This window comes from Rubrivivax albus (assembly GCF_004016515.1).
Classification (GTDB): domain Bacteria; phylum Pseudomonadota; class Gammaproteobacteria; order Burkholderiales; family Burkholderiaceae_C; genus Rubrivivax; species Rubrivivax albus.
This window is the reverse complement of record NZ_SACT01000001.1, coordinates 1180469-1200185: the sequence shown is the minus strand read 5'-3', so window position 1 is coordinate 1200185 and position 19717 is coordinate 1180469. Positions and strand designations below refer to the sequence as shown.

General features: G+C 68.6%; 15 protein-coding genes. 5 read left to right on the top strand and 10 right to left on the bottom strand.

Annotated features, from left to right (window positions below; translation table 11 throughout):
- Position 1: 1 nt before the first annotated feature.
- The 3 genes from ENE75_RS05605 to flhD form a co-directional block, all read right to left on the bottom strand.
- Positions 2–844, bottom strand: coding sequence for a class I SAM-dependent methyltransferase (locus ENE75_RS05605; protein ID WP_233258927.1), 843 nt, complete (start codon positions 842–844; stop codon positions 2–4).
- Between the two features lie 207 nt (positions 845–1051).
- A complete protein-coding gene (gene flhC / locus ENE75_RS05600; protein ID WP_128196408.1) occupies positions 1052–1603 on the bottom strand; it encodes a flagellar transcriptional regulator FlhC in 552 nt (183 codons plus the stop codon).
- 53 nt (positions 1604–1656) lie between these two features.
- On the bottom strand, positions 1657–1980 hold the full coding sequence (gene flhD / locus ENE75_RS05595) for a flagellar transcriptional regulator FlhD (protein ID WP_128196405.1): 324 nt from the start codon (positions 1978–1980) through the stop codon (positions 1657–1659).
- 270 nt (positions 1981–2250) lie between these two features.
- Here flhD and glf point away from each other — a divergent pair, with 270 nt between their 5' ends.
- The 3 genes from glf (at position 2251) to ENE75_RS05580 (ending at position 9502) form a co-directional block, all read left to right on the top strand.
- Positions 2251–3387 (top strand): UDP-galactopyranose mutase, encoded by a 1137-nt coding sequence (glf, locus tag ENE75_RS05590; protein WP_128196403.1) that lies wholly within the window; start codon positions 2251–2253, stop codon positions 3385–3387.
- Positions 3388–3430: 43 nt separating this feature from the next.
- Positions 3431–6424, top strand: a complete 2994-nt coding sequence (locus ENE75_RS05585) for an HAD family hydrolase (RefSeq protein ID WP_128196401.1) — start codon at positions 3431–3433, stop codon at positions 6422–6424.
- Between the two features lie 186 nt (positions 6425–6610).
- Positions 6611–9502, top strand: a complete 2892-nt coding sequence (locus ENE75_RS05580) for a S8 family serine peptidase (protein WP_128196399.1) — start codon at positions 6611–6613, stop codon at positions 9500–9502.
- Here ENE75_RS05580 and ENE75_RS05575 read toward each other — a convergent pair.
- The 6 genes from ENE75_RS05575 to ENE75_RS05550 are packed head-to-tail and all read right to left on the bottom strand — an operon-like array spanning position 9490 to position 16692.
- On the bottom strand, positions 9490–10320 hold the full coding sequence (locus tag ENE75_RS05575; protein ID WP_158288860.1) for a DUF1796 family putative cysteine peptidase: 831 nt from the start codon (positions 10318–10320) through the stop codon (positions 9490–9492). The genes ENE75_RS05580 and ENE75_RS05575 overlap by 13 nt on opposite strands.
- Positions 10320–12083 carry a hypothetical protein gene (locus ENE75_RS05570; protein ID WP_128196394.1) on the bottom strand — a complete coding sequence of 588 codons (1764 nt, stop codon included), beginning with the start codon at positions 12081–12083 and terminating at the stop codon, positions 10320–10322. Before ENE75_RS05570 ends, ENE75_RS05575 begins: the two co-directional genes overlap by 1 nt.
- A complete protein-coding gene (locus ENE75_RS05565; RefSeq protein ID WP_128196392.1) occupies positions 12080–13162 on the bottom strand; it encodes a glycosyltransferase family protein in 1083 nt (360 codons plus the stop codon). Before ENE75_RS05565 ends, ENE75_RS05570 begins: the two co-directional genes overlap by 4 nt.
- A gap of 11 nt (positions 13163–13173) precedes the next feature.
- Positions 13174–13845 (bottom strand): hypothetical protein, encoded by a 672-nt coding sequence (locus tag ENE75_RS05560; protein WP_128196390.1) that lies wholly within the window; start codon positions 13843–13845, stop codon positions 13174–13176.
- 23 nt (positions 13846–13868) lie between these two features.
- Positions 13869–14588 carry a sulfotransferase family protein gene (locus tag ENE75_RS05555; RefSeq protein WP_158288859.1) on the bottom strand — a complete coding sequence of 240 codons (720 nt, stop codon included), beginning with the start codon at positions 14586–14588 and terminating at the stop codon, positions 13869–13871.
- 34 nt (positions 14589–14622) lie between these two features.
- Positions 14623–16692 carry an O-linked N-acetylglucosamine transferase, SPINDLY family protein gene (locus ENE75_RS05550; protein ID WP_128196386.1) on the bottom strand — a complete coding sequence of 690 codons (2070 nt, stop codon included), beginning with the start codon at positions 16690–16692 and terminating at the stop codon, positions 14623–14625.
- A 382-nt stretch (positions 16693–17074) separates the two neighbouring features.
- On the opposite strand from ENE75_RS05550, the gene ENE75_RS05545 reads away from it, so the two are divergent.
- Complete coding sequence (locus tag ENE75_RS05545) at positions 17075–17935, top strand: flagellin domain-containing protein (protein ID WP_128196384.1); 861 nt, start codon at positions 17075–17077, stop codon at positions 17933–17935.
- 310 nt (positions 17936–18245) lie between these two features.
- On the top strand, positions 18246–19109 hold the full coding sequence (locus ENE75_RS05540) for a flagellin N-terminal helical domain-containing protein (protein WP_128196382.1): 864 nt from the start codon (positions 18246–18248) through the stop codon (positions 19107–19109).
- Positions 19110–19233: 124 nt separating this feature from the next.
- Here ENE75_RS05540 and ENE75_RS05535 read toward each other — a convergent pair whose 3' ends face one another.
- A complete protein-coding gene (locus tag ENE75_RS05535) occupies positions 19234–19698 on the bottom strand; it encodes a CBS domain-containing protein (RefSeq protein WP_128196380.1) in 465 nt (154 codons plus the stop codon).
- Between the last annotated feature and the right edge of the window lie 19 nt (positions 19699–19717).

Sequence of the window (19717 nt, the reverse complement as noted above, 5' to 3'; positions counted from 1 at the left end):
GTCAGGTGCTGCCCCGAAGGGCGTTACCGGGTCTTATCGGCGTCACAGGCGGCGGGTTGAGCGTCGATTGCCGGCCCGGCAGGCGCCAGGCCAGCACCTCGCGCCCGCCCGGCAGCGGATGGCGCAGGTCGGGGGCCCGCCCCGGCACGGCGAACTCCAGGCTCACCAGCCAGCCCCCTGGCAGTTCGGCGCAGGCCTTGTCCCAGGCGCGGGCCATGCTTTCCGGCCGCTGGAAGAGGTAGACGAGGTCCAGCCCGGCCCAGGCCCCGGGCTGCCACATGTCGCCCTGGCGCACGTCGGCGAAGCGGCAGCGCCAGCGGGCCAGCAGGGCCAGGGGCAGGCTCCATTCGACGCCGGTCACGGCCGCGTGCGGCCAGGCCGCGTGCAGGGCACGCAGGCCGTGACCCAGTCCGCAGCCGGCATCGAGCAGCCGGGCGCCGGCGGGCAGCAGCAGCTGCCGGGCCAGGCCCTGGAGGGCGCCAGCCGGTGTCGGGAAAACCGGCGCGTCGCGCCACGCGCGCACCGGGTAGACCGCCAGCAGCAGGGCCGGCGGCAGCAGCCACACCCAGGCCGGCCAGGCCGCGCCGCCTTGTGACGCCAGCAGCCCGGCCGACAGAGGAAATCCGGCGGCCACCCACAGCCGCCGAGGCCAGCTACGCTGGCGCACAGCCAGCCCCAGGGCCAGCAGCCACGCCACCAGGGCCGCCGGCGCGCCGACCATGGGCTGCAAGGCCAGGTAGACCACCCAGCACACAGCCCAGGCCAGCAGCGCCGGCAGGGGCCAGCGCCGCCACCAGGACGGCAGGGCCGTTGGCGCTGCGGCTGGAGCATGAGAGACGGGCATCGACGCAGTATTCCGGCGCACAGGCCAGGCCGGCGGCCGGAACAGCACGGGAATTGCCCCCCAACCCGGGCAAAAAAAGGGCGGGTCCCGAAGGACCCGCCGCAAAGGCACAACGGATGTGCCAGGAGGAGACAAAGTGTCGAGACGGTCGGTCTGTCCAGGATGTCGGCACGCCGACGACAGGACTTGAGCCCGACGGTCCTGGATTCAGTGCGCGTGAGCGGGAATCTGCAACGAACCGGCCTGCTTGCCCTTGCCGGCCCGCGCCGGCGGGTTGCACAGGCCGCACACGAAGTGACGCGCGATCTCGTGGGGGTGGGTGACGAAATGGCCGCCGCACTTGCTGCAGGGCGTCATCGTCAGCATGCCGTTGTCGACGAACTTCACCAGGCGCCAGGCACGGGTCACGCTGAGCATCGGCTCCAGGCCCTGGGCTTGGATCTGCTCCTGGTAGAGCTGGTAGGCCTTGATCACGGCGTCGATCTCGTCGAGCTCCGAAGCCTTGTTCAGGTACTCGTGGATGTTCAGGAACAGGCTCGAATGGATGTTCGGCTGCCAGGTCATGAACCAGTCGGTGGAGAACGGCAGCTGGCCCTTGCTCGGGCTCTTGCCCGCGACCTCCTTGTACAGGCGCAGTAGGCGCTCGTAGCTCAGGTCGGTCTCGCTCTCCAGCACCTGCAGGCGGGCGCCGAGCTGGATCAGCGTGACGGCGCGGTCGATCTGCTTGGCTTCGGTGAGGATGCTCTTGATGCGGGCCATGGTGCTCTCTCCTGTGTTCTGGGTGTGTCGTCAGTCGTCGGCCGGCGTCGGTGTCAGGCGGCTTCTTGATGGCGGCCGGCCATCAGGATGCTGGCGTGCAGGCGGCCGATGCCGTCGTTGGCTGCAGACTTGCCATGGTTGGTCAGCAGGTTCCACACCAGGTCGTCGTCCATGCGGAAGCGGCACAGCAGGGTGTTGCCCGAGGCGATCTTCATCATCTGCGCGGGGGTCAGCATGTCGATCATGGCGGCGGTGTCCTCGTTGACACCCAGGCGGTACAGGGCCTGCTCGCGGTCGGTGCGGATCAGGCTCTGGGCCAGCATCAGGTACGACAGGTTGGCTTCACGGATTTCGGCAAGGATCTGGTCGGCGGTCATGGTGGCTCTCCGGTGGGGTTGCGTTGCAGCGTGAAACGAACTGTAGAGACCGGAACTGGCCGGCGCGATCAGGCCATTTCCACGGCTTGAGTCCGCCTTGCGCCATCGGTCTTGTAGGAATTTGTCTGACAAAGGGCCGGACACACCCGGGCGGTTCGCTGGCAACTCCGCGGGAGAAAGGGGCGCTTGCCGTCGGTTATCCAGCCTTCAGGCAGCTGCGGTGCGGCCGACACTGCGACCCACCCCAAAGCTGCGCAGGAGACCGGCTGCATGGACACCCTGATCGTCGGCGCCGGATTCGCAGGTGCCACCACCGCCCGTCTGCTGGCCGAAGCGGGCGAGCGTGTGCTCGTGATCGACAAGCGCCCCCACATCGCCGGCAATGCGCATGACCGTCGCGACGCCGCCGGTCTGCTGGTCCACTCCTACGGGCCGCACATCTTCCACACCAACAGCGAGAAGGTGTTCGCCTTCCTGTCCCGGTTCACGGCCTGGCGGCCCTACGAACACCGGGTTCTGGCCGTGCCCGACGCGCGTACAGGCCGGGCGTATCCGATGCCGATCAACCGCACGACGATCAACCGCCTCTACGGCCTGAACCTCGACGCGGCGGGCACGGCCGACTTCCTGGAGCGTGTGCGCGAGCCGCGTTCGACGATCCGCACCAGCGAGGACGTGGTGCTGAACTCGGTGGGCCGCGATCTCTGCGAGAAGTTCTTCCGCGGTTACACGCGCAAGCAGTGGGGGCTGGACCTGTCTGAGCTGGCCGGTGGCGTGGCTGCGCGCATTCCCACCCGGACCAACGACGACGACCGCTACTTCACCGACCGCTTCCAGGCCATGCCGGCCGAGGGCTACACGCGGCTGTTCGAGCGCCTGCTGGACCACCCGGGCATCACCGTGCAAACCGCCACCGCCTACGAGGAGGTCGGCACGCAGATCGACCGCCGAAGGACAGTGTTCAGCGGCCCGATCGACGCTTACTACGGCCACCGCTACGGCCGATTGCCCTACCGCAGCCTGCGCTTCGAGCACGAGCACCTGGCAAGGTGCGAGCAGTATCAGCCGGTGGGCACGGTCAACTACCCGAACGACCACGCCTACACGCGCATCACCGAGTTCAAGCACCTCACCGGGGAGTCGCACCACGGCACCTCGATCGTGCGCGAGTACCCCACCACCGAAGGCGAGCCCTACTACCCGATCCCGAACTCCGCCAACGAGGCCCTGTTCAAGCGCTACCAGGCGCTGGCAGACGTCGAGACCGAGGTGTTCTTCATCGGCCGCCTGGCGCAGTACCGCTACTACAACATGGATCAGGTGGTGGCGGCCGCGATGGCGCTCGCCGAGCGGCTGTCGCCGAACCACTGCCCACGATCCCAGGACGCCGCCGCGGCACTGGCCTGACGCCCCGCCCGCCATTCCACCCCTTCCATCCGCGAGACCCCCCATGACCCCCACCAGTGCCGTCGACCGTGCCGTCAGCGAAGTGCGCCAGGCTGCCTTCGAGATCAGTGCCACCGACCAGCGGCAGGCCTATCTGATGCTGCGCGAAGCGCTCAAGCTGCAGCCCGGCCACCCTGACCTGCTGGGCGACCTGGCGGTGCTGCACCTGCAGGCCGGCCGCATGGACGCCTGCATCGAGGCCGCCGGTGAGGCACTGGCCGCCCGCCCCGACCACGACGACAGCGCCTACGCGATGGCGCTCGCGCTGGAAGCCAGTGGCCGCCTAGATGCGGCGCGCGCGTGCTACCGCGAACTGGTGCACGGCGAACGCGCGGCACGCTTCGCGGCCGCACAGCCGGACCTGGCCGAACAGTGCCGGGCCAAGCTGGCACAACTGGAAGCCATGGCACCGACCGCCGCGGTGTCGGCCGCCCCACCTGCACAGGCACCTGCCACTTCCAGCCCCGTGGCGAACCTGCCGGTGGCCACCGCCCCGGCGCCCCCCATCGCACCCGCGCACAAGAGCATCGACGTTGCCGCCGACCGCGCGCCATCGGGCGACGACGAAGAGGTCTTCACGCCGCGGGTCGTGCGGGCTGCCGGCCTGGGCACGCTGCTGAGGGAGACACGCGGCATCCGCGCACTCACGCTGGACTGCTTCGACACCATCCTGTGGCGTCACACACCGCACCCGACCGACGTGTTTCACGACATGCAGCAGCGTCCGGCGTTCCGGACTGCCGCCATCGACGCCGCCCTGCGCCAGAAGGCCGAGCTGTATGCGCGTCAGCTGCAGCGGGTGCGCACCGGCCGGACCGAGGTGTCGCTGGAGCAGATCTACCAGGCTGCCCGCCCGGGCATCGACGACACCCTGGTCCGCTGGCTCGCCGAGGACGAACTCGCCGCCGAGATGGCCGCCTGCCACGCCCACCCGGGGGCCGTGCAGCTGCTGCGCGATGCGCGCGCCCGCGGCCTGCCGGTCACCATCGTCAGCGACACCTACCTCGACGAGTCCCGGCTGCGCCGGCTGCTGGCACACGCCCTGCCCAGCGATGCCTACGAGGCCATCGGTGCCGTCGTGTGCTCGTGCGACCATGGGGTGTGCAAGTCCCAGGGGTTGTTCAAGATCGCCAAGCTGCCCATGCCGGCCAATGCGTCGGCCATGCTGCACGTGGGGGACAACAAGGATGCCGACGTGCAGGCCCCGCGTGCCCTGGGCATCTCCGCCACCCAGCTGTTGCACGACGGTACCGACAGTGCTCAGCGCCGGGCGATGAGCGCCGCGGCCGCATGCCTGCTGGACCCGTCGGCACGCGACTCGCGGATGCTGTGCGCACCCTACCGCGCCGTGCACGCCACCTTCGGCCAGGACAACGCCCTGCCCGCTACCACCATCGGCCACGGCGCACTCGGGCCGATGATGCACGCCTTCGTACGCTGGATCGAAGAAGAGGCCGAGCGCCTCGCGGCCACCCACCCCCGGGTCAAGCTGCTCTTCCTGATGCGCGATGCCCACCTGCCATTGCTGGCCTACCGGGAACTCGGTGGACGCTTCCCCAGCCATTCGGCCCACATCAGCCGCTTCAGCGCCTACGCCGCCTCGTTCCGACGCCAGGAGCATGTCGACCACTACCTGGCGCACTTCGCGAACAACCTGACGCCGGAGATGATCGCGCGCCAGCTGCTGCTGTCGCCCGAACGCACGGCACGCCTGCTGGAAGACGCCGAGAAGGCCGCACAGCCGCGCCAGGCCTTCCTCAGCGCGGTCCGGCAGCCCGAGGTCATGGCCGAGATCGCCACCGCGTCCGCTGCTTACCGGGCGCGCCTGCGCCACTACCTGCAACGCCAGGCAGACCTGATGCCCGGAGACACCGTGATGCTGGTCGACCTGGGGTACGCGGGCACCATCCAGCGTGTGCTAGGCCCGGTGATGGCCGGTCAGTGGGGCAACGAGGTCTTCGGCCGCTACCTGCTGGCGGTGGGGTCGACCGACGATCGCCACCGCGGTCTGCTGGACCGCAGCTGGCTGGACGACCGCGCCTTGTCCACCCTGCAGCCCTACGTGGGCCTGCTGGAGACCCTGTCTGCCGACGACGGAGCCAGCGCCGTGGGCTACGACGAGGACGGGCAGCCCCAGTTCGACGCGCGTCAGGTCGAGGACGTGCAGCACCGTCTGGTGGCCGCCATCCAGGCCGAATGCCTGCGCTTCGTGCGTGAGGCCGAGGCGCACTTCCACGCTGGCGGGCGCACACCGCACACGCACCACCTGCGCGACGAGGCCCTGGGTGGCCTGGGCCGGCTGCTGTTCCTGCCCAGCGAGCAGGAACTCGTCCACCTCAGCCAGTTCAAGTTGGAGATCAACCTCGGCAGCGGCATCGCCCGGCCACTGTTCGACATCGAAGCCGGCCTGGACGGGCTGCGCCGGCACGGCATGTTCTATGTCGGCCTGGCGCAGAACGGCGCGCGCATGGCGGTACCGGCAGAGCTACGTGCCGCCGGCATGGAGATGTCGCTGACCATGCTGGCGCAGGCGCGCTTCGGCGTAGAGGCAACGCGCCAGGACTGGACGATGAGGCGCCTGCCCGTGCCGCTGCTGGTGGCGCGAGACGGCGGCACGCCGGCGGAACTGCAGCTCGACGCCCTGGCCACCCACGACGGCTACTTCTCCGTGCTGGTTCCGCTGCCGACCACACCCACCGACGTGGCGCTGCCTTTCGGCCGCGACCACGCCTGGCTGCAGTTGCACAGCGCGACGATGGTGCCCGTCAGCGAAGGCCGGGCGATGGAACGCCACGAGGCGGACGCAATGCACCTTCTCGTGGCCGACGGCGTCGTGAGCCATGGTGCCGGGCTGCTGAACTTCGAACACGAGAACGCGATGCTGATGTTCCCCAGCGAGTCGTTCACGCACGAGGGCCGCATGGCGATCCGCCTGACCTTCCGCCCGGTCACGTCGCGCACGGAGGCCGTGCAGGCCGCCGCAGCGGCTGGTTCCTAGCGCCTGGATCACATCGCGCGCAACCGAGCGCCTCGGGGTGTGCCGACAGGCGCGTCATGAGACGCGCCGCCGTGACGCCTTGCACGCAAACGGGCACCAGCCCCTCCTCAAGGCAGGAAGGGGACGGCCGAGAGAACGGAGCAGTCCGCGGGAACGTCCCCCGGCGCAGCAGCCGGAGGCCCGCCCATGACCCTCGCCCGTTTCCTGCGTGCCGCCCTGACGGTGGCCGCCATGGGCATGGCCCTGCATGTGGTGGCGGCGCCCTCGGGTGCCCGTATCAGCGCCACCGTGGCCGAGCGTGCCCAGCGCGGCCAGCCGGTGGACGTGATGATCGTGCTCGACGATACGCTGGAGCAGCGGCAACTGCGCAGCAGCGTCGGGCCGCTGGCACTGCATCGCCGTCTGGGACGGGACGAACATGCCCGTGTCGTGCGCGCGCGCCGGGCACTGCTGGGGGCGTTGAAGGTCGACGTCCTGGCGGCCGCCGCGGAACCCGATGTGGAAGTGCTGCGCGACTACGACCAGTTGCCGGTGATGCATGCACGCGTCCGGTCGGCGCGTGCGCTGGAAAACTTGCGCCGGCAGGGTCGGATCCGGTCCATCGACGCCGTCGTGGCTGTCCGGCCGGCGCTGACGGAAAGCCTGGCGCGCATCCAGCAGCCCGCGGCCTTGGCTGCGGGTCATGTCGGTGCCGGTACCACCGTGGCCGTGCTCGACACGGGCGTGGACTATGCGCGGGCGGCCTTCGGGTCCTGCAGCAGCCCTGGCGGCTCCTGCAAGGTGGCCGTGGCCTTGGACTTCGCGACGCCCGACGGTGCGCGCGACACCGGCAGCTTCCACGGCACCAACGTTGCCGGCATCGTGCTCGGGGTGGCGCCAGGCGCCCGCGTGGCCGCGCTCGACGTGTTCGAGGCTGACGGTCTGGCCTACAGCAACGTCATCATCAATGCCATCAACTGGTGCATCGCCAACAAGGCCACCTACAACATCGCCGCCATCAACATGAGCCTGGGCGGCGGTCGCCACTTCGCGGCGCTGGCACCCACCGATGCCTGGGGAACGGCGATCGCCAACGCCGTGGCGGCCGGCATCGTCGTCGTCGCCGCCACCGGCAACAACGGCTACAGCGATTCGATCAGCGCGCCGGCCGCCTATGCCAACGTGGTGTCCGTGGGCGCCACCCATGACGCGGGCGGGTCGACGGACCAGGTGACGAGCTTCTCCAACAGCGCACCCTTCATGACGATGCTGGCACCGGGGTCCATGATCTCGGCCGCCGGCATCACGATGCAGGGCACCTCGCAGGCCACGCCCCACGTGGCCGGCGCCGCGGCGGTGCTGCGGGCCAGCTACCCGAACGACACCGTGTCGGCACTGGTCACCAAGCTCAAGCTCGGCGCCACGGTGACCGACGGCCGCAACGGTGTGCCCAAGCCGCTGCTGGATCTTCAGGCGTCTTTGGCCATCCCACCGGAGACCTACCGCATCACCATCAGCCGAGGAGGCAAGGGCAGTGGAACGGTCACCGGCAACGCCGGCAACCTGAACTGTGGCTCGACCTGCAGTGCGGACATCACCAATGGCGCCAGCGTGACCCTCAAGGCGTTGCATGGCGCCGGCTCGCAGTTCGTGGGCTGGTCCGGCGCCTGCACTGGCGGAGAGATCGGCTGCACGGTGCCGATGACCGCGGCGCGCAGCGTGACGGCCACCTTCGCAGCCTCCACCGCCGAGGACTTCCTGGGCGGCGGCGCGCTGCCCCCAGGCTGGGCCACCGCCAGCGGCGCGTCCGCCGGCTGGGCGCCGACGAGCAGCGGCCCCTACGTGGGCACGCACGCCCTGAAGGCGGCCACCGTGGGGCATGGCCAGGTCGCAGGCATCAGCGTCGGCGGCAGCTTCCGTGCGGGCGACATCAGCTTCGCGCGCAGGGTGTCGTCGGAGGCCGGGCAGGACCAGCTGCAGTTCTTCATCGACGGGCAGTTGCAGGACAGCTGGTCGGGCGAGGTGCCGTGGGGCATGGTGCACTTCCCGATCTCGGCGGGCCAGCACACGCTGACCTGGCGGTACACCAAGAACGGCAGCGGCAGCGCCGGGGCCGACAGCGCCTGGATCGACTCCGTGAACCTGCCCTGGGCCGCGACCAGCGCCCGCGAGGCGCGTCACGACTTCAATGGCGACGGCCGCGCGGACATCCTCTGGCGCCACGACGTCAGCGGCGCAGTGACGCTATGGCACATGGACGGCGCCACCCGGCTGAGCGGTTCCGGCCGGCTGCCCAACCCCTCCGACAAGAACTGGCGCGTCGCCGGCACCGGCGACTTCGACGGCGACGGCCGGGCCGACATCCTCTGGCGGCACGGACTCCATGGCGGCAACTCCGTGTGGTTCATGGACGGGCTCGTGCGCACCAGCATCGGCAAGCCGCCCACCATCGCCGACGTCCAATGGGAGGTCGTCGGCGTGGCCGACTTCGACGGCGACGGCAAGGACGATGTGCAATGGCGACACCGGACGAGCCGCCGGAACCTGATCTGGTTGATGGACGGCGCCACGAGGCGATCGTCGACGGAATTGCCCAATCCGTCGGACCCCAACTGGCAGATGGTCGGCGCCCGGGACTTCGACGGCGATGGCAAGGCCGATCTTTTGCTACGCAACGGCGCCAACGGGGCCACCGTGCTGTGGACGATGGATGGTGCCGTGCGCACCGCGACGGCACGGTTGCCGGACCTGACCGACCTCAACTGGCGCGTGGCCGGCACCGGCGACCTCGACGGCGACGGCAAGTCCGACATCGTCTGGCGCAACGGCAGCACCCGGGCGGTGATGGTCTGGCTCATGAACGGAGCGGTCCGGCTGGCGTCGGCGACCGTGGGCACACCGTCGGACGCAGGCTGGCGGGTGGCTGCCGTGGCCGATCTCAATGCAGACGGCAAGGCCGACATCCTGCTCCGTCATGCCAGCACGGGCGCGCTGTCGGCATGGACCATGAACGGCACCTCCCGCACCGGCGTGGGCCAGCCCCCGGGCATGGGCGACCTGGGCTGGAAGACGGTGGCGCCGCGTGCCTACCCCAACTGAACCGCAGGGTTAGGCGCGACCCACGACGGCGGCGGGCCGAACACCCCGAACAGCTCCCGCATCACGGCGTCGTCGTCCTGATCGACGTACTTGACGCCGTCGTTGCGCCCCTGCGCCTCGAACGCCAGCGTGAACGTGTCGCGGTCGACCGGGCCGACCTGCAGACTCTGAGTCCCCTGCGTGCGGTGATCGATGAAGACGAAGCGGGCGGCCTGGTTCTTGGCCTGGATCAGCCGTCGCACCGCGGCATAGCTTTCGGCAGTCTGCTGCAGCGGCAGCGCGTGCTGGTGCTTGAACCCGTTGGCCCACCGGAGCCGCTTGCCAGGCTCATTGATGAGCTGGCAGACGAACACCACCGGGATCCCAGGGCTCAGCAGTGCCCGGAAACGCCCGACACAGCGCACGTAGTACGCGTGGTCCGCTTCGGTACTCAGCGGCGAACGATGGTTGAACATCGACGCGTGGTACGCCAGATGGCCGGCAGCCGAGCCGTCGCGGATGGGCACCATCTGCGAGCGGTCGAGGAAGGTGGTGAAGTCGTCCTCCAGGCACGCCGCCACGATGCTTGCGGCGCTGAAGATCCAGTCGAACGGCCCGGAGAAGGCCTTGGCGCCAACCTGCGACAGGTACCACGCGACATTGCAGTTCTGGCCCAGCGAGACCGCCTGCCAGGGCCGCGCCCCCAGCCATGCTTTCAACCGACGCCTGGCGTCTGCCAGGTCTGCCGCGATCGGTGGCCGAACCCGTAACGGCGCCTCCGGGCGGCACACCAGGGGTTGCGCCACCCCGTTCAGCGCAGATGCCGGCGTCTGCGTCATCATCGCAACGGCTGCCAGCGCCGTTCGGACCCGTCGCGCGGCGATCCGACCGGACGTACAGCACTGGATCGCAGATCGCGCACGCGCTGATCCAGCGGAAAGCGGCTCGCCAGCACGCTGGCCAGGTCATGCGCCAGGGAGGTCTCACCAAGCGCCAGCATCAGTTCGGCCACGACGAGCGATGGCAACAGTGGCTGGGTGGTCGCATCGCGCCTGAGCAGCGCCGCGTCGATCTCGACCTGACCCCGCAGTCCCATCGCCTGGCACCGGCGCTGGAACGACGCCCGCTCGGCCGCGTCCAACGGCCGCTCGGGTGGCGTGGCGGCCAACGCGCGCTCCAGCTGCAGCAGCGGATCGCCACCCTCGGCGTCCACGGTCTCGGCGAAGGGCCGCGACAGCGACGCGGCCACCGCCGGTAACTCATCACCCGTGTGCTCGACCGGTGGCGTCCAACGGGCCCGGAACTCGGACAGGCGCGTCTGGATGTCCGCATCGCGCGGCCTGGCCAGGCCGGCCAGGTGCCCGGCCCAACGCGCTGCACTGGCGTCCACCGCTCCCGGCGCGACGTCCAGGAGCAGATGTTCGAACAGGAAGGCAATATCGACGCAGAGCCGCTCACGCCGGGCGGGCCAGTGCTCCAGCGCGATGAGCGCATCGACGAAGGCGGCCGTGTCCGCATAGTCGCCCACCATTGGCACCAGACCGTCCCCATGCAGGACGCTTCGCGAAAGCAGCCCGAAGGGCTTGTCCAGGAACACGGCATCGAACTGCAGGGTGGCGATGGTGAACAGGCAGACGTCAGCGGCATCGAGCACGCTGCTCACGTTGGCCTTCACGGGAATCACCCGTGGATCGGTGCGGAGCCTCAGAAGGCGGCCGTTGTCGTGGTTGAACGGGTGCTCCTGCACCAGCAACCAGCAACCGCGTGCCAGCAACTCGTCGGTCACGGCGTCCATGCGCCGCTGCAGCAGTTCCGGCGACAGGTCGTGCAGTGGGCCTGCCGCGCTGCTGCCGTAGGCAGCGAACGACGGCTCGCCGTGCGTGAACACGGCCACCACGGGCGCATCCGGAGGCACGCCCAGACGCGAGCGCAGGGCCGCGCCGTCGACCCGCTCTTCAGCGGGGTAGCGGGCCAGGCTGGCTGCCGCGCAGGCACGGTGCGTCAGGTCTTCGAGCAGACCTTCGGCAGGGACGTAGCGCGCACGTGCCGTGGCGAGCCCGAGGCTCAGGCGGCACTCGCTGAGTAGGCTGTTGTCGACCAGGTCGAACATCAACGTGTTGCGCACCCATCCGCGTTCGCCCGACCAGAACGGCACGTCCAAGGCTCTGGCACATCCACGCAGGATGCGGGTCACGGGGTTCGCACTCTGCCAACCCATCACCGCTACCGGACGCACGGCGTCGATCAAGGCGTCGAAGCAGGCGGTGGCCACGCCATGCCCCGCCTCGGCCTCCTCGACGCTGCAACCGTACCAGCGGGCAAGCTCCGACAAGGTCTCGCCGGACACACCCCCGGGCGCCTTGGCCGATGTCGGGTAGCGCCGGGGGAAGTCCGGCAGCAGGAACGGGATCTCGATGACGTCGACCTCGGGTGCATCCAGCGGCATGGTGCTGGCCAGCACCAGCCGGTAGCCGAGCGCGGCCAGGTGGCGGTGCAAGGCCATCCAGAACGCGTACACCTGGGGATCGGCCTCCGGTGGCGTGCAGTTCACGGCCAGCACCACGCCGCGCTGGCCCGAGGCCTTTTGGTGAGGGCCGATCATGCAGCCTCGCGTTGCTCGTAGAGCGCGCGGGAGAGGTGCAGCCACTGCAGGTCAGGCAGCACCTGGTCCTGCAGCAGCCGCGCGCGCGTGGCGCGCAGCATGGTCCGCCCGTCGAGCACGTCCTCGTAGACGCGAACGTAGTGGTCGACCATGCGCGCCGTGGCCCAGTGTTCTCGCATCCACGCGGCCGAGGTCTGCCCGACCTCACGGCACAGCGCAGAGTCCTTCAGCAGGTCGGGCAGGATGTCCGCCATGGCGCCGAGGTGCACGTTGACCCACGGCAACGCATCGCTGCCAGTGAGTGCGGCCAGCACGGCCACCATGCGTGTGTCCAGGTAACCCAGCGTGGGACGGCCGAGGGCCAGGGCCTCCAGGCCCGAAAGGTGGTAGCTGCCGGTGACGAGTTCGTCGATCACGACGTCGGCGGCGGCCTTGCGCCGCAGCGATTCGGCATGGGGAAGGTTCTCGAATGCATCGATGACGAAATCGTGCGCGGCCCCGAGCCGGCCCAGCAGGGCCCGTGTCTCCGGCGCGCCCTTGGTGTTCCATCTGTCGGCACCGGCCGCCACGTCCGATGTCGGCGCAAAGCTCACGACCGGCGTCCGCCGTGCAGCCTGCGCCGGCAAATCCTGCAGCGTGCGGTCGATGGCGTCGAAATTGATCAGGTTCGGCACCGGGCGTGCCCTCGGATAGAGCCGCTCGTGGAACTGCGCGATGACGACCTGTGGCAGCGGATCGTCGACGATCGCCTGCACGTCCACACCCGCATGCCGGGCGACAAAGCCTGGCTCGGAATGGAACTGGCGGAGCACGACCTTGTGCGAAAGGTCGACCCCGAAAGGGTTGGCGCGCAGATCCATCCAGTGGTGGCAGTGCACGAGGTCGGCCTCGTGCAGCAGTTCAAGCGCCTGAGCGCGGTGACGCGTGAAGTCCAGATCTTCGTCGAAGGTACGCGTGCCGTAGGCCCCCGGGTTGAGGTTGACCAGGCGGGCGTGCACATCGGTGCAGGTGTTGAGTGCCTGCACCAGACGGATGGGCGCGCCAGCCAGTGGCGTCATGGCAAGATGCACGACCTTCATCGCAGCCATCCTCACTCCAAAGCGATGTCGACCACGACCTGCGGATCACGCGAGTAGCCGAAGCGGTCGAAGTCCTCCGCCGCCCACGCCCGGACTGCCTCGACCGCCCCGGGTGTGAGGTAGTCCCGAGCCGCCGAGCGCCGTCGCTGCGGTCGCGTGCTGAAGGCCAGGTCGCCGTCGCCGGCCTGCAGTCGCTGCAGGTCCATGATCCCCTGCTGTTCGGTCGTCGTGGCGTTGAGCAGGCCCAGGCTCGCGCCAGGCCGGGCAAAGGGGAGCGCCGCGAACTCGGCGTCCAGGTCCTCGATCTTCAGGAAGCGGTCGACGCGGGTGTCACGGTGCCACTGGCTCTGGGTCAGGAGAAGTTCGTGGGGCACTGTCCGCAGGCCGTTGACCCATTGCATGAAGCCGCCCAGGGTGTCCGGATCGGCGCAGGCCTGCCGGAAGCCGTAGCGGTCCAGCGCATTTCGCATGCAGGTCGACCACCACAGCGAGATGGCGCGTGTGTACGGGTTGCGGCACACGGAGAAGGTGAAGTAGCCGGCCGGCACCAGTTCCATCCGTCGCTCGTGCAGGCCGCCGGGCATCACGCCGTCGAAGTCCCTGATCAAGGCCTGCGTCAGCGAGTTGGTCGCGCACTTCATCGTGCTGATGAACGCGAATCGATGGCTGTGGCTGATGATCATGCCGTGCGTGCCGACTGTCCCGCTCAGGCCGCGAGTCGCCGCGCATAGCGGCGGGTGAACCAGTCGTTGTCGTGCTCGTAGCCAAGCTCGCGGACCATCTCGAACAGCCCGGTGTTCTCCGTGAACTCGTTCCAGATGCGCAGTGGGTGGCGCGTCCAGGACTCCAGGCTGTCCACGTCGATCGGACGTTGGCCGTTGAGCGCCACGGCCATGCCCGCCGCCACTGGCGAGGTCTCGTCGAAGGACGAGAACCTCTGGGAGACCGGTTCGCCCAGGAAGTCGAAGAGCCCCGCCTGGGTGCCGTCCGGATCCTGGACGAGGTTCTCGTAGTGCAGCGTGTAGGCCCTGCCGCGCACGGCGCGCCAGGCCGCATGGATCTGCCGCAGGCCTGGGTTGCTTGGTTCGCAGATGCCTTGTGCCGGCACGATGAAATACTGGTGCCTGTAGCCGATGAAGTAGTCATGCGGGACCTCGGGGTGCGTGCTGCAGATCACGGCCCTCGGATCGCGCACGCAGAACACAATGCGCAGGTCCACCCCGGCGAAGCGAGGTTCGATCTGATCGAGCTGCAGGCAGTCCAGCGGCCGCTTGGTGACGAGGTTGCGCGGGTGCGTCACATGTGCGAGTGCAGGCACTTCACGGTCGAAGAAGTCGAACCCGGGCAAGGTGTTCATCAGCAGCGAGTGCAGCAGGGTCGTGCCCGCTCGCGACATGCCGCAGACCAGGATGTGCTTTCGGGTCATCGGGGGTCCCTGTGGCAAGATTGGCGCAACCTGTTCACGGCGAGACCTCGAAACCCTGCTGCCACACAACGCCTCGGCTGGGTGACGGCGACGAGGCCAGCAGTGGCGCGGGCGCTTGGCCATCGTGCCAGCGCATGACCATGCGCTCGAACAGCTGGCCGAGCTCGTCGGTGAAGGACAGGTTGTCGAAGAGCGGGAGGTCGCGACGCTGATCCCACAGGTGATCGCGGATGTCCACCAACGCAGCTCGGTCCTGTGCCAGACGCACCGCCAGCGTCTCGTAGTCTTCGGCATCGGCGACGGCCAGTTCCGGTAGGCCCACGGCAGTCAGGAGACTGGCGGCCACGCGGGCCGAGAAGCTGCGGCCCACCTGGGTGAGCACGGGCAGGCCCATCCAGAGCGCATCGCTGCAGGTGGTGTGGGCGCCGTAGGGGAAGGTGTCCAGGAACAGGTCGGCCTGGGGCAGGCGCGCCAGGTGCTCGGTAGGGCTGACGAACGGGGCGAAGATCACGCGCTCTGCAGGGATGCCACGCGCGGCAGCCTGCGCGTGCAGCGCGGCCTGGATCTCCGCCTGGGGCACCAGCAACCACAGAACGCTGCCCGGCACACGGTGAAGGATCCGACACCAGCGCGAGAACACCTCCTCGGTGATCTTGTAGCTCTGGTTGAAGCAGGCGTAGACGAAGGCGTCGTCGGGCAATCCGCAGGCCGCGCGCGACTCCACCGGCTCAGGATGATCACGCAATTCGTCGGTGGGCTCGTAGCACACCGGCAGTTGGGCGATGTGTTCGCTGAAGTCTTCGGCGTGTGCCATCGGGGTGAGCACGGGATCGCCGATCACGTAGTCCATGAAGTCGCCACCGGTCGTGCTGGGGTAGGCCAGCCACAGGGCCTGCACAGGCGCCGGGCGCAGCGTGAACACGTCCAGCCGGGTGTTCTGAGTGAAGCCGCTCATGTCCACCAGCAGTGCGATCCCGTCGGCACGGATGCGTGCCGCCTGCTCGAGGATCGTCATGTGGCGGCAGTCCACGAAACGCTCGGCTGCAGCCTCCATGCGGTGCCGCAACGGTGAACCGTCGTCCGGACCGTGCGAATAGAGCACCGGCTCGAATCGGCTGCGGTCCAGGCGCTCGAGCGTCTGCACCAGCAGCAGGCTGGTGGCATGGGTTCGGAAGTCTGCCGACACGAAACCCACGCGGATGCGGCTGCTCTCCAAGGCGGCCGCGGCCTCGGGGTGCCCGGCAGCTCCGAAGGATGGTGCCCGCCAATCCGCCGCCTGGCGCACGACACGGGCGATGCGTGCCGACTCCATGCGCGCCGCCTGCAGATGCATCGCGGCATCGTCGTTCATCGACAGCAGGCAGAAGGGGCTGAACGCCGGTGTGTCTGCCCGCCCGTGGAGCAAGGCCAGCGACCGCTCGATGCGCGCCATGTCGTCAGCATTGCCAGCCCAGTCGCAGGCCCATGCCGCGTAGTGGGCGGCGTAGACCGCCGCGCCCATGTCGGCTGGCTCGAGCAAGACGATCGTGCGGAAGCACTCCGCGGCTTCGCCATACCGCTTCAGGTTGGCCAGTGCGAAACCGAGCTGCGTGTAGGCCGCCACGTCGTCGGGGCGCTGCTGAAGGGCCTCCAGGAACGCCACGGCAGCGGCCTGCCAGTCGCCCAGCGACATCTGGGCTGCACCCTCGAGCAGGCGATGTTGCGCATCACGTACCGTGGAGGCATCGAGCGAACGCAGCACCTGCAGAGACTCGGCATGGCGCCCGTTCATGCGCAGCAGTTCGGCCAGCATCTGGCAGGCCAGCGCATGGCCTCGGTCACTTTCGAAGGCACGCCGGGCACTTGCCTGCGCATCTTCGGCCTGGCCCAGCCGACGCTCCGCGCCGGCCCTGTTGAGCCAGTACAGCGCAACGCCGGGTTCCAGTTCCGTGGCCCGTCGCAGGAGCGGCAGCGCCTTGGCGTCCTGGCCTGACCTGGCCAGCGCCACGCCCTGCGACCACGCCTGCTGTGCAGCACCACCAGCCATGCGTGCGGCCGACGCCGGTGGCGGCGCGAAGCGCAGGCCTTGGGTCTTCTTGGACATCGACAGCATCGCGGTGCTCATGGGCTCTCCAGGGGTCCCCCGACTCTAGGCTCGCGCGTTCGGCCACCAGCACGAAAACAGCAGGGAAAACCGCGTGCATTCCTTCGCATCCACGGGCCGAAAACTGGTTGACAGCGGGCGACGAAGTTTCGCTGGTCGGGCTCAAGTTCCGTTCGTTGGCTTCCGATACCCACCCCAACGGATCTTGCAAACACGGGGTCCGTGGTCCGGTTGGCCGGCCGATGTCCGAGGGATGCGATGAGAAGCACCCCGAGGCTTCACGGTTGACTAGCGCGGGCGGCATTGCAGGAAGTCGCGGAGCCTCTCCGCGGTATCCGGTGAATTTCGCCGGCGTTGTTGCCGGGAGTCTTGTGATCAACCTTTATTGACTGGAGTGCAGAAAATGGCTTCGACCATCAACACCAACGTCGGATCGCTGAACGCGCAGCGCAACCTCTCCGCTTCGCAGTCCTCGTTGTCGACATCCATGCAGCGTCTGTCCTCGGGCCTGCGTGTCAACAGCGCCAAGGACGACGCCGCAGGTCTGGCGATCGCCGAGCGCATGAACGCCCAGGTGCGCGGCATGAACGTTGCCATCCGCAACGCGAACGACGGCATCTCGCTGGCCCAGACTGCCGAAGGCGCGCTGGGCAAGGTTGGCGATGCACTGCAGCGCATGCGTGAACTGGCGGTGCAGGCCCGCAATGCCAGCAATTCGAACAACGACAAGGAGTCGCTGAACAAGGAGTACGGCGAACTTGCCAAGGAAATCCAGCGCGTGCTGGGTGGCACCAAGTTCAACGGCAAGTCGATTCTCGGCAGCGACGCCGGTACGCAGACCTTCCAGGTGGGCGCCGGCGTGACGACGAACGACTCGATCGACATCGCGACGACCGACCTGACGGCCAACTCGACGATCAGCACGGTGGCGGGCACCGGTGGCTCGGCCCCGACGGCCGGCATCGGTTCGGCTGCATCGACGAGCGACCTCGCCACGGTGATCACGAACATCGACTCGGCGATCGACACGATCAACAGCGAGCGGGCCACGCTCGGTGCGTCGCAGAGCCGCTTCGACTCGGTGATCTCGAACCTGCAGATCTCGGTGGAGAACCAGTCGGCCGCCCGCAGCCGCATCATGGACGCCGATTTCGCCGCCGAAACGGCGAACCTCAGCCGCGCCCAGATCCTGCAGCAGGCTGGCAACGCGATGGTGGCCCAGGCCAACCAGATGCCCCAGCAGGTCCTGCAGCTGCTGGGCTGAGCCTGGACGAGGAACAGTCCCTGCGGACTGTTCATCGCCTGGCGAAGCGGCCGAGCTCTGCGAGGCCGTGGGAGCACCTGGACGAGGAACAGTCCCTGCGGACTGTTCGGCGCCTGGCGAAGCGGTCAGGCGCCGGGGAGCTTCAGGGTGCTGCAACGCAGCCCACGATCCGCCGACAAAATCACAACGCCGCCCTCGGGCGGCGTTTCCATTTGTCAAACGCGCTCAAGTCAGCGCAACGGGCGCCGATAGCGGCCTCAGGATCGTCGAAAAAAGGCGGCGATCCACACCGCTTTTCGGAGATTCGCCCATGCCAGTGGTCATCAATACCAACATCGTCGCGCTGAACGCCCAGCGCAACCTCAGCGGATCACAGTCTTCGCTGATGACATCCATGCAGCGCCTGTCGTCCGGCCTGCGGGTCAACAGTGCCAAGGACGACGCCGCAGGCCTGGCGATCGCCGAGCGCATGAACGCGCAGGTGCGCGGCATGTCGGTGGCAGTGCGCAACGCGAACGACGGCATCTCTCTGGCACAGACAGCCGAAGGTGCGCTGGGCAAGGTGGGCGACACGCTGCAGCGCATGCGGGAACTGGCGGTGCAGGCACGCAATGCCTCGAACTCCAGCAGCGACCGCGAGTCGCTGAACAAGGAGTACGGTGAACTGGCCAAGGAAATCCAGCGCATCCTGGGCGGGACCAAGTTCAACGGCAAGGCCATCCTGGGCGCCGATGCAGGCACGCAGACCTTCCAGGTCGGCGCTGGCGTGAGCAGCAACGATCAGATCGACATTGCCACCACCAACCTCGCCGCCGACTCCACGCTGACGACGGTGGCCGGCACTGGCGGTTCGGCCCCCGCCGGCATCGGCTCGGCCGTGACGACGACCGATCTGGCCACTGTGATCACCAACATCGACAACGCCATCGACAGCATCAACAGCGAACGCGCCACGCTGGGGGCGTCGCAGAGCCGCTTCGACTCCGTAATCTCGACGCTGCAGATCGGCATCGAGAACCAGTCGGCTGCGCGTAGCCGCATCATGGACGCCGACTTCGCGGCCGAGACGGCCAACCTGAGCAGGGCGCAGATTCTTCAGCAGGCGGGCACGGCCATGGTTGCGCAGGCCAACCTGATGAGTCAGTCGGTGCTTCTGCTGCTGCAGCAGCGCTGAGATCCTCGACGCCTGAGGACGGTACCCGGGCGGTTGGCCGCCCGATCCGCGCCCCTTGAACACCGGCCAGAAACGACGAAGCGCCCAAGCGGGCGCTTCGCTGCGTTTCGACGTGCTGACGGCGTCAGGCTGGGCTGCGGGTGTCGGCCGCGTCGTCGGCGGGCCAGTCGCGGATGTAGGCCTTGAGCATGCGGTTCTCGAAGTCCTGGCTGTCCACCACGGCCTTGGCCACGTCGTAGAACGAGACCACGCCCATCAGCGTCTTGCGGTCGAGCACCGGCATGTAGCGGGCGTGGCGCTGCAGCATCATGCGCCGCACCTCGTCCATGTCGGTCTCGGGCGTGCAGGTCAGCGGCGCGTCGTCCATCACCGTGCGCACGATGGTGGTGCCCACGCTGCCGCCGTTGCGCACCACGGCCTGGATCACCTCGCGGAAGGTGAGCATGCCCACCAGGTCGCCATGGTCCATCACCACCAGGGACCCGATGTCCATCTCGGCCATCGTGCGCACGGCGTCGGCCAGCGGCTGCTCCGGCGGCACGGTGAACAAGGTGTTGCCCTTGACGCGCAGGATGTCGGCGACCTTCATCTCAAGCTCCTGGAAAGCG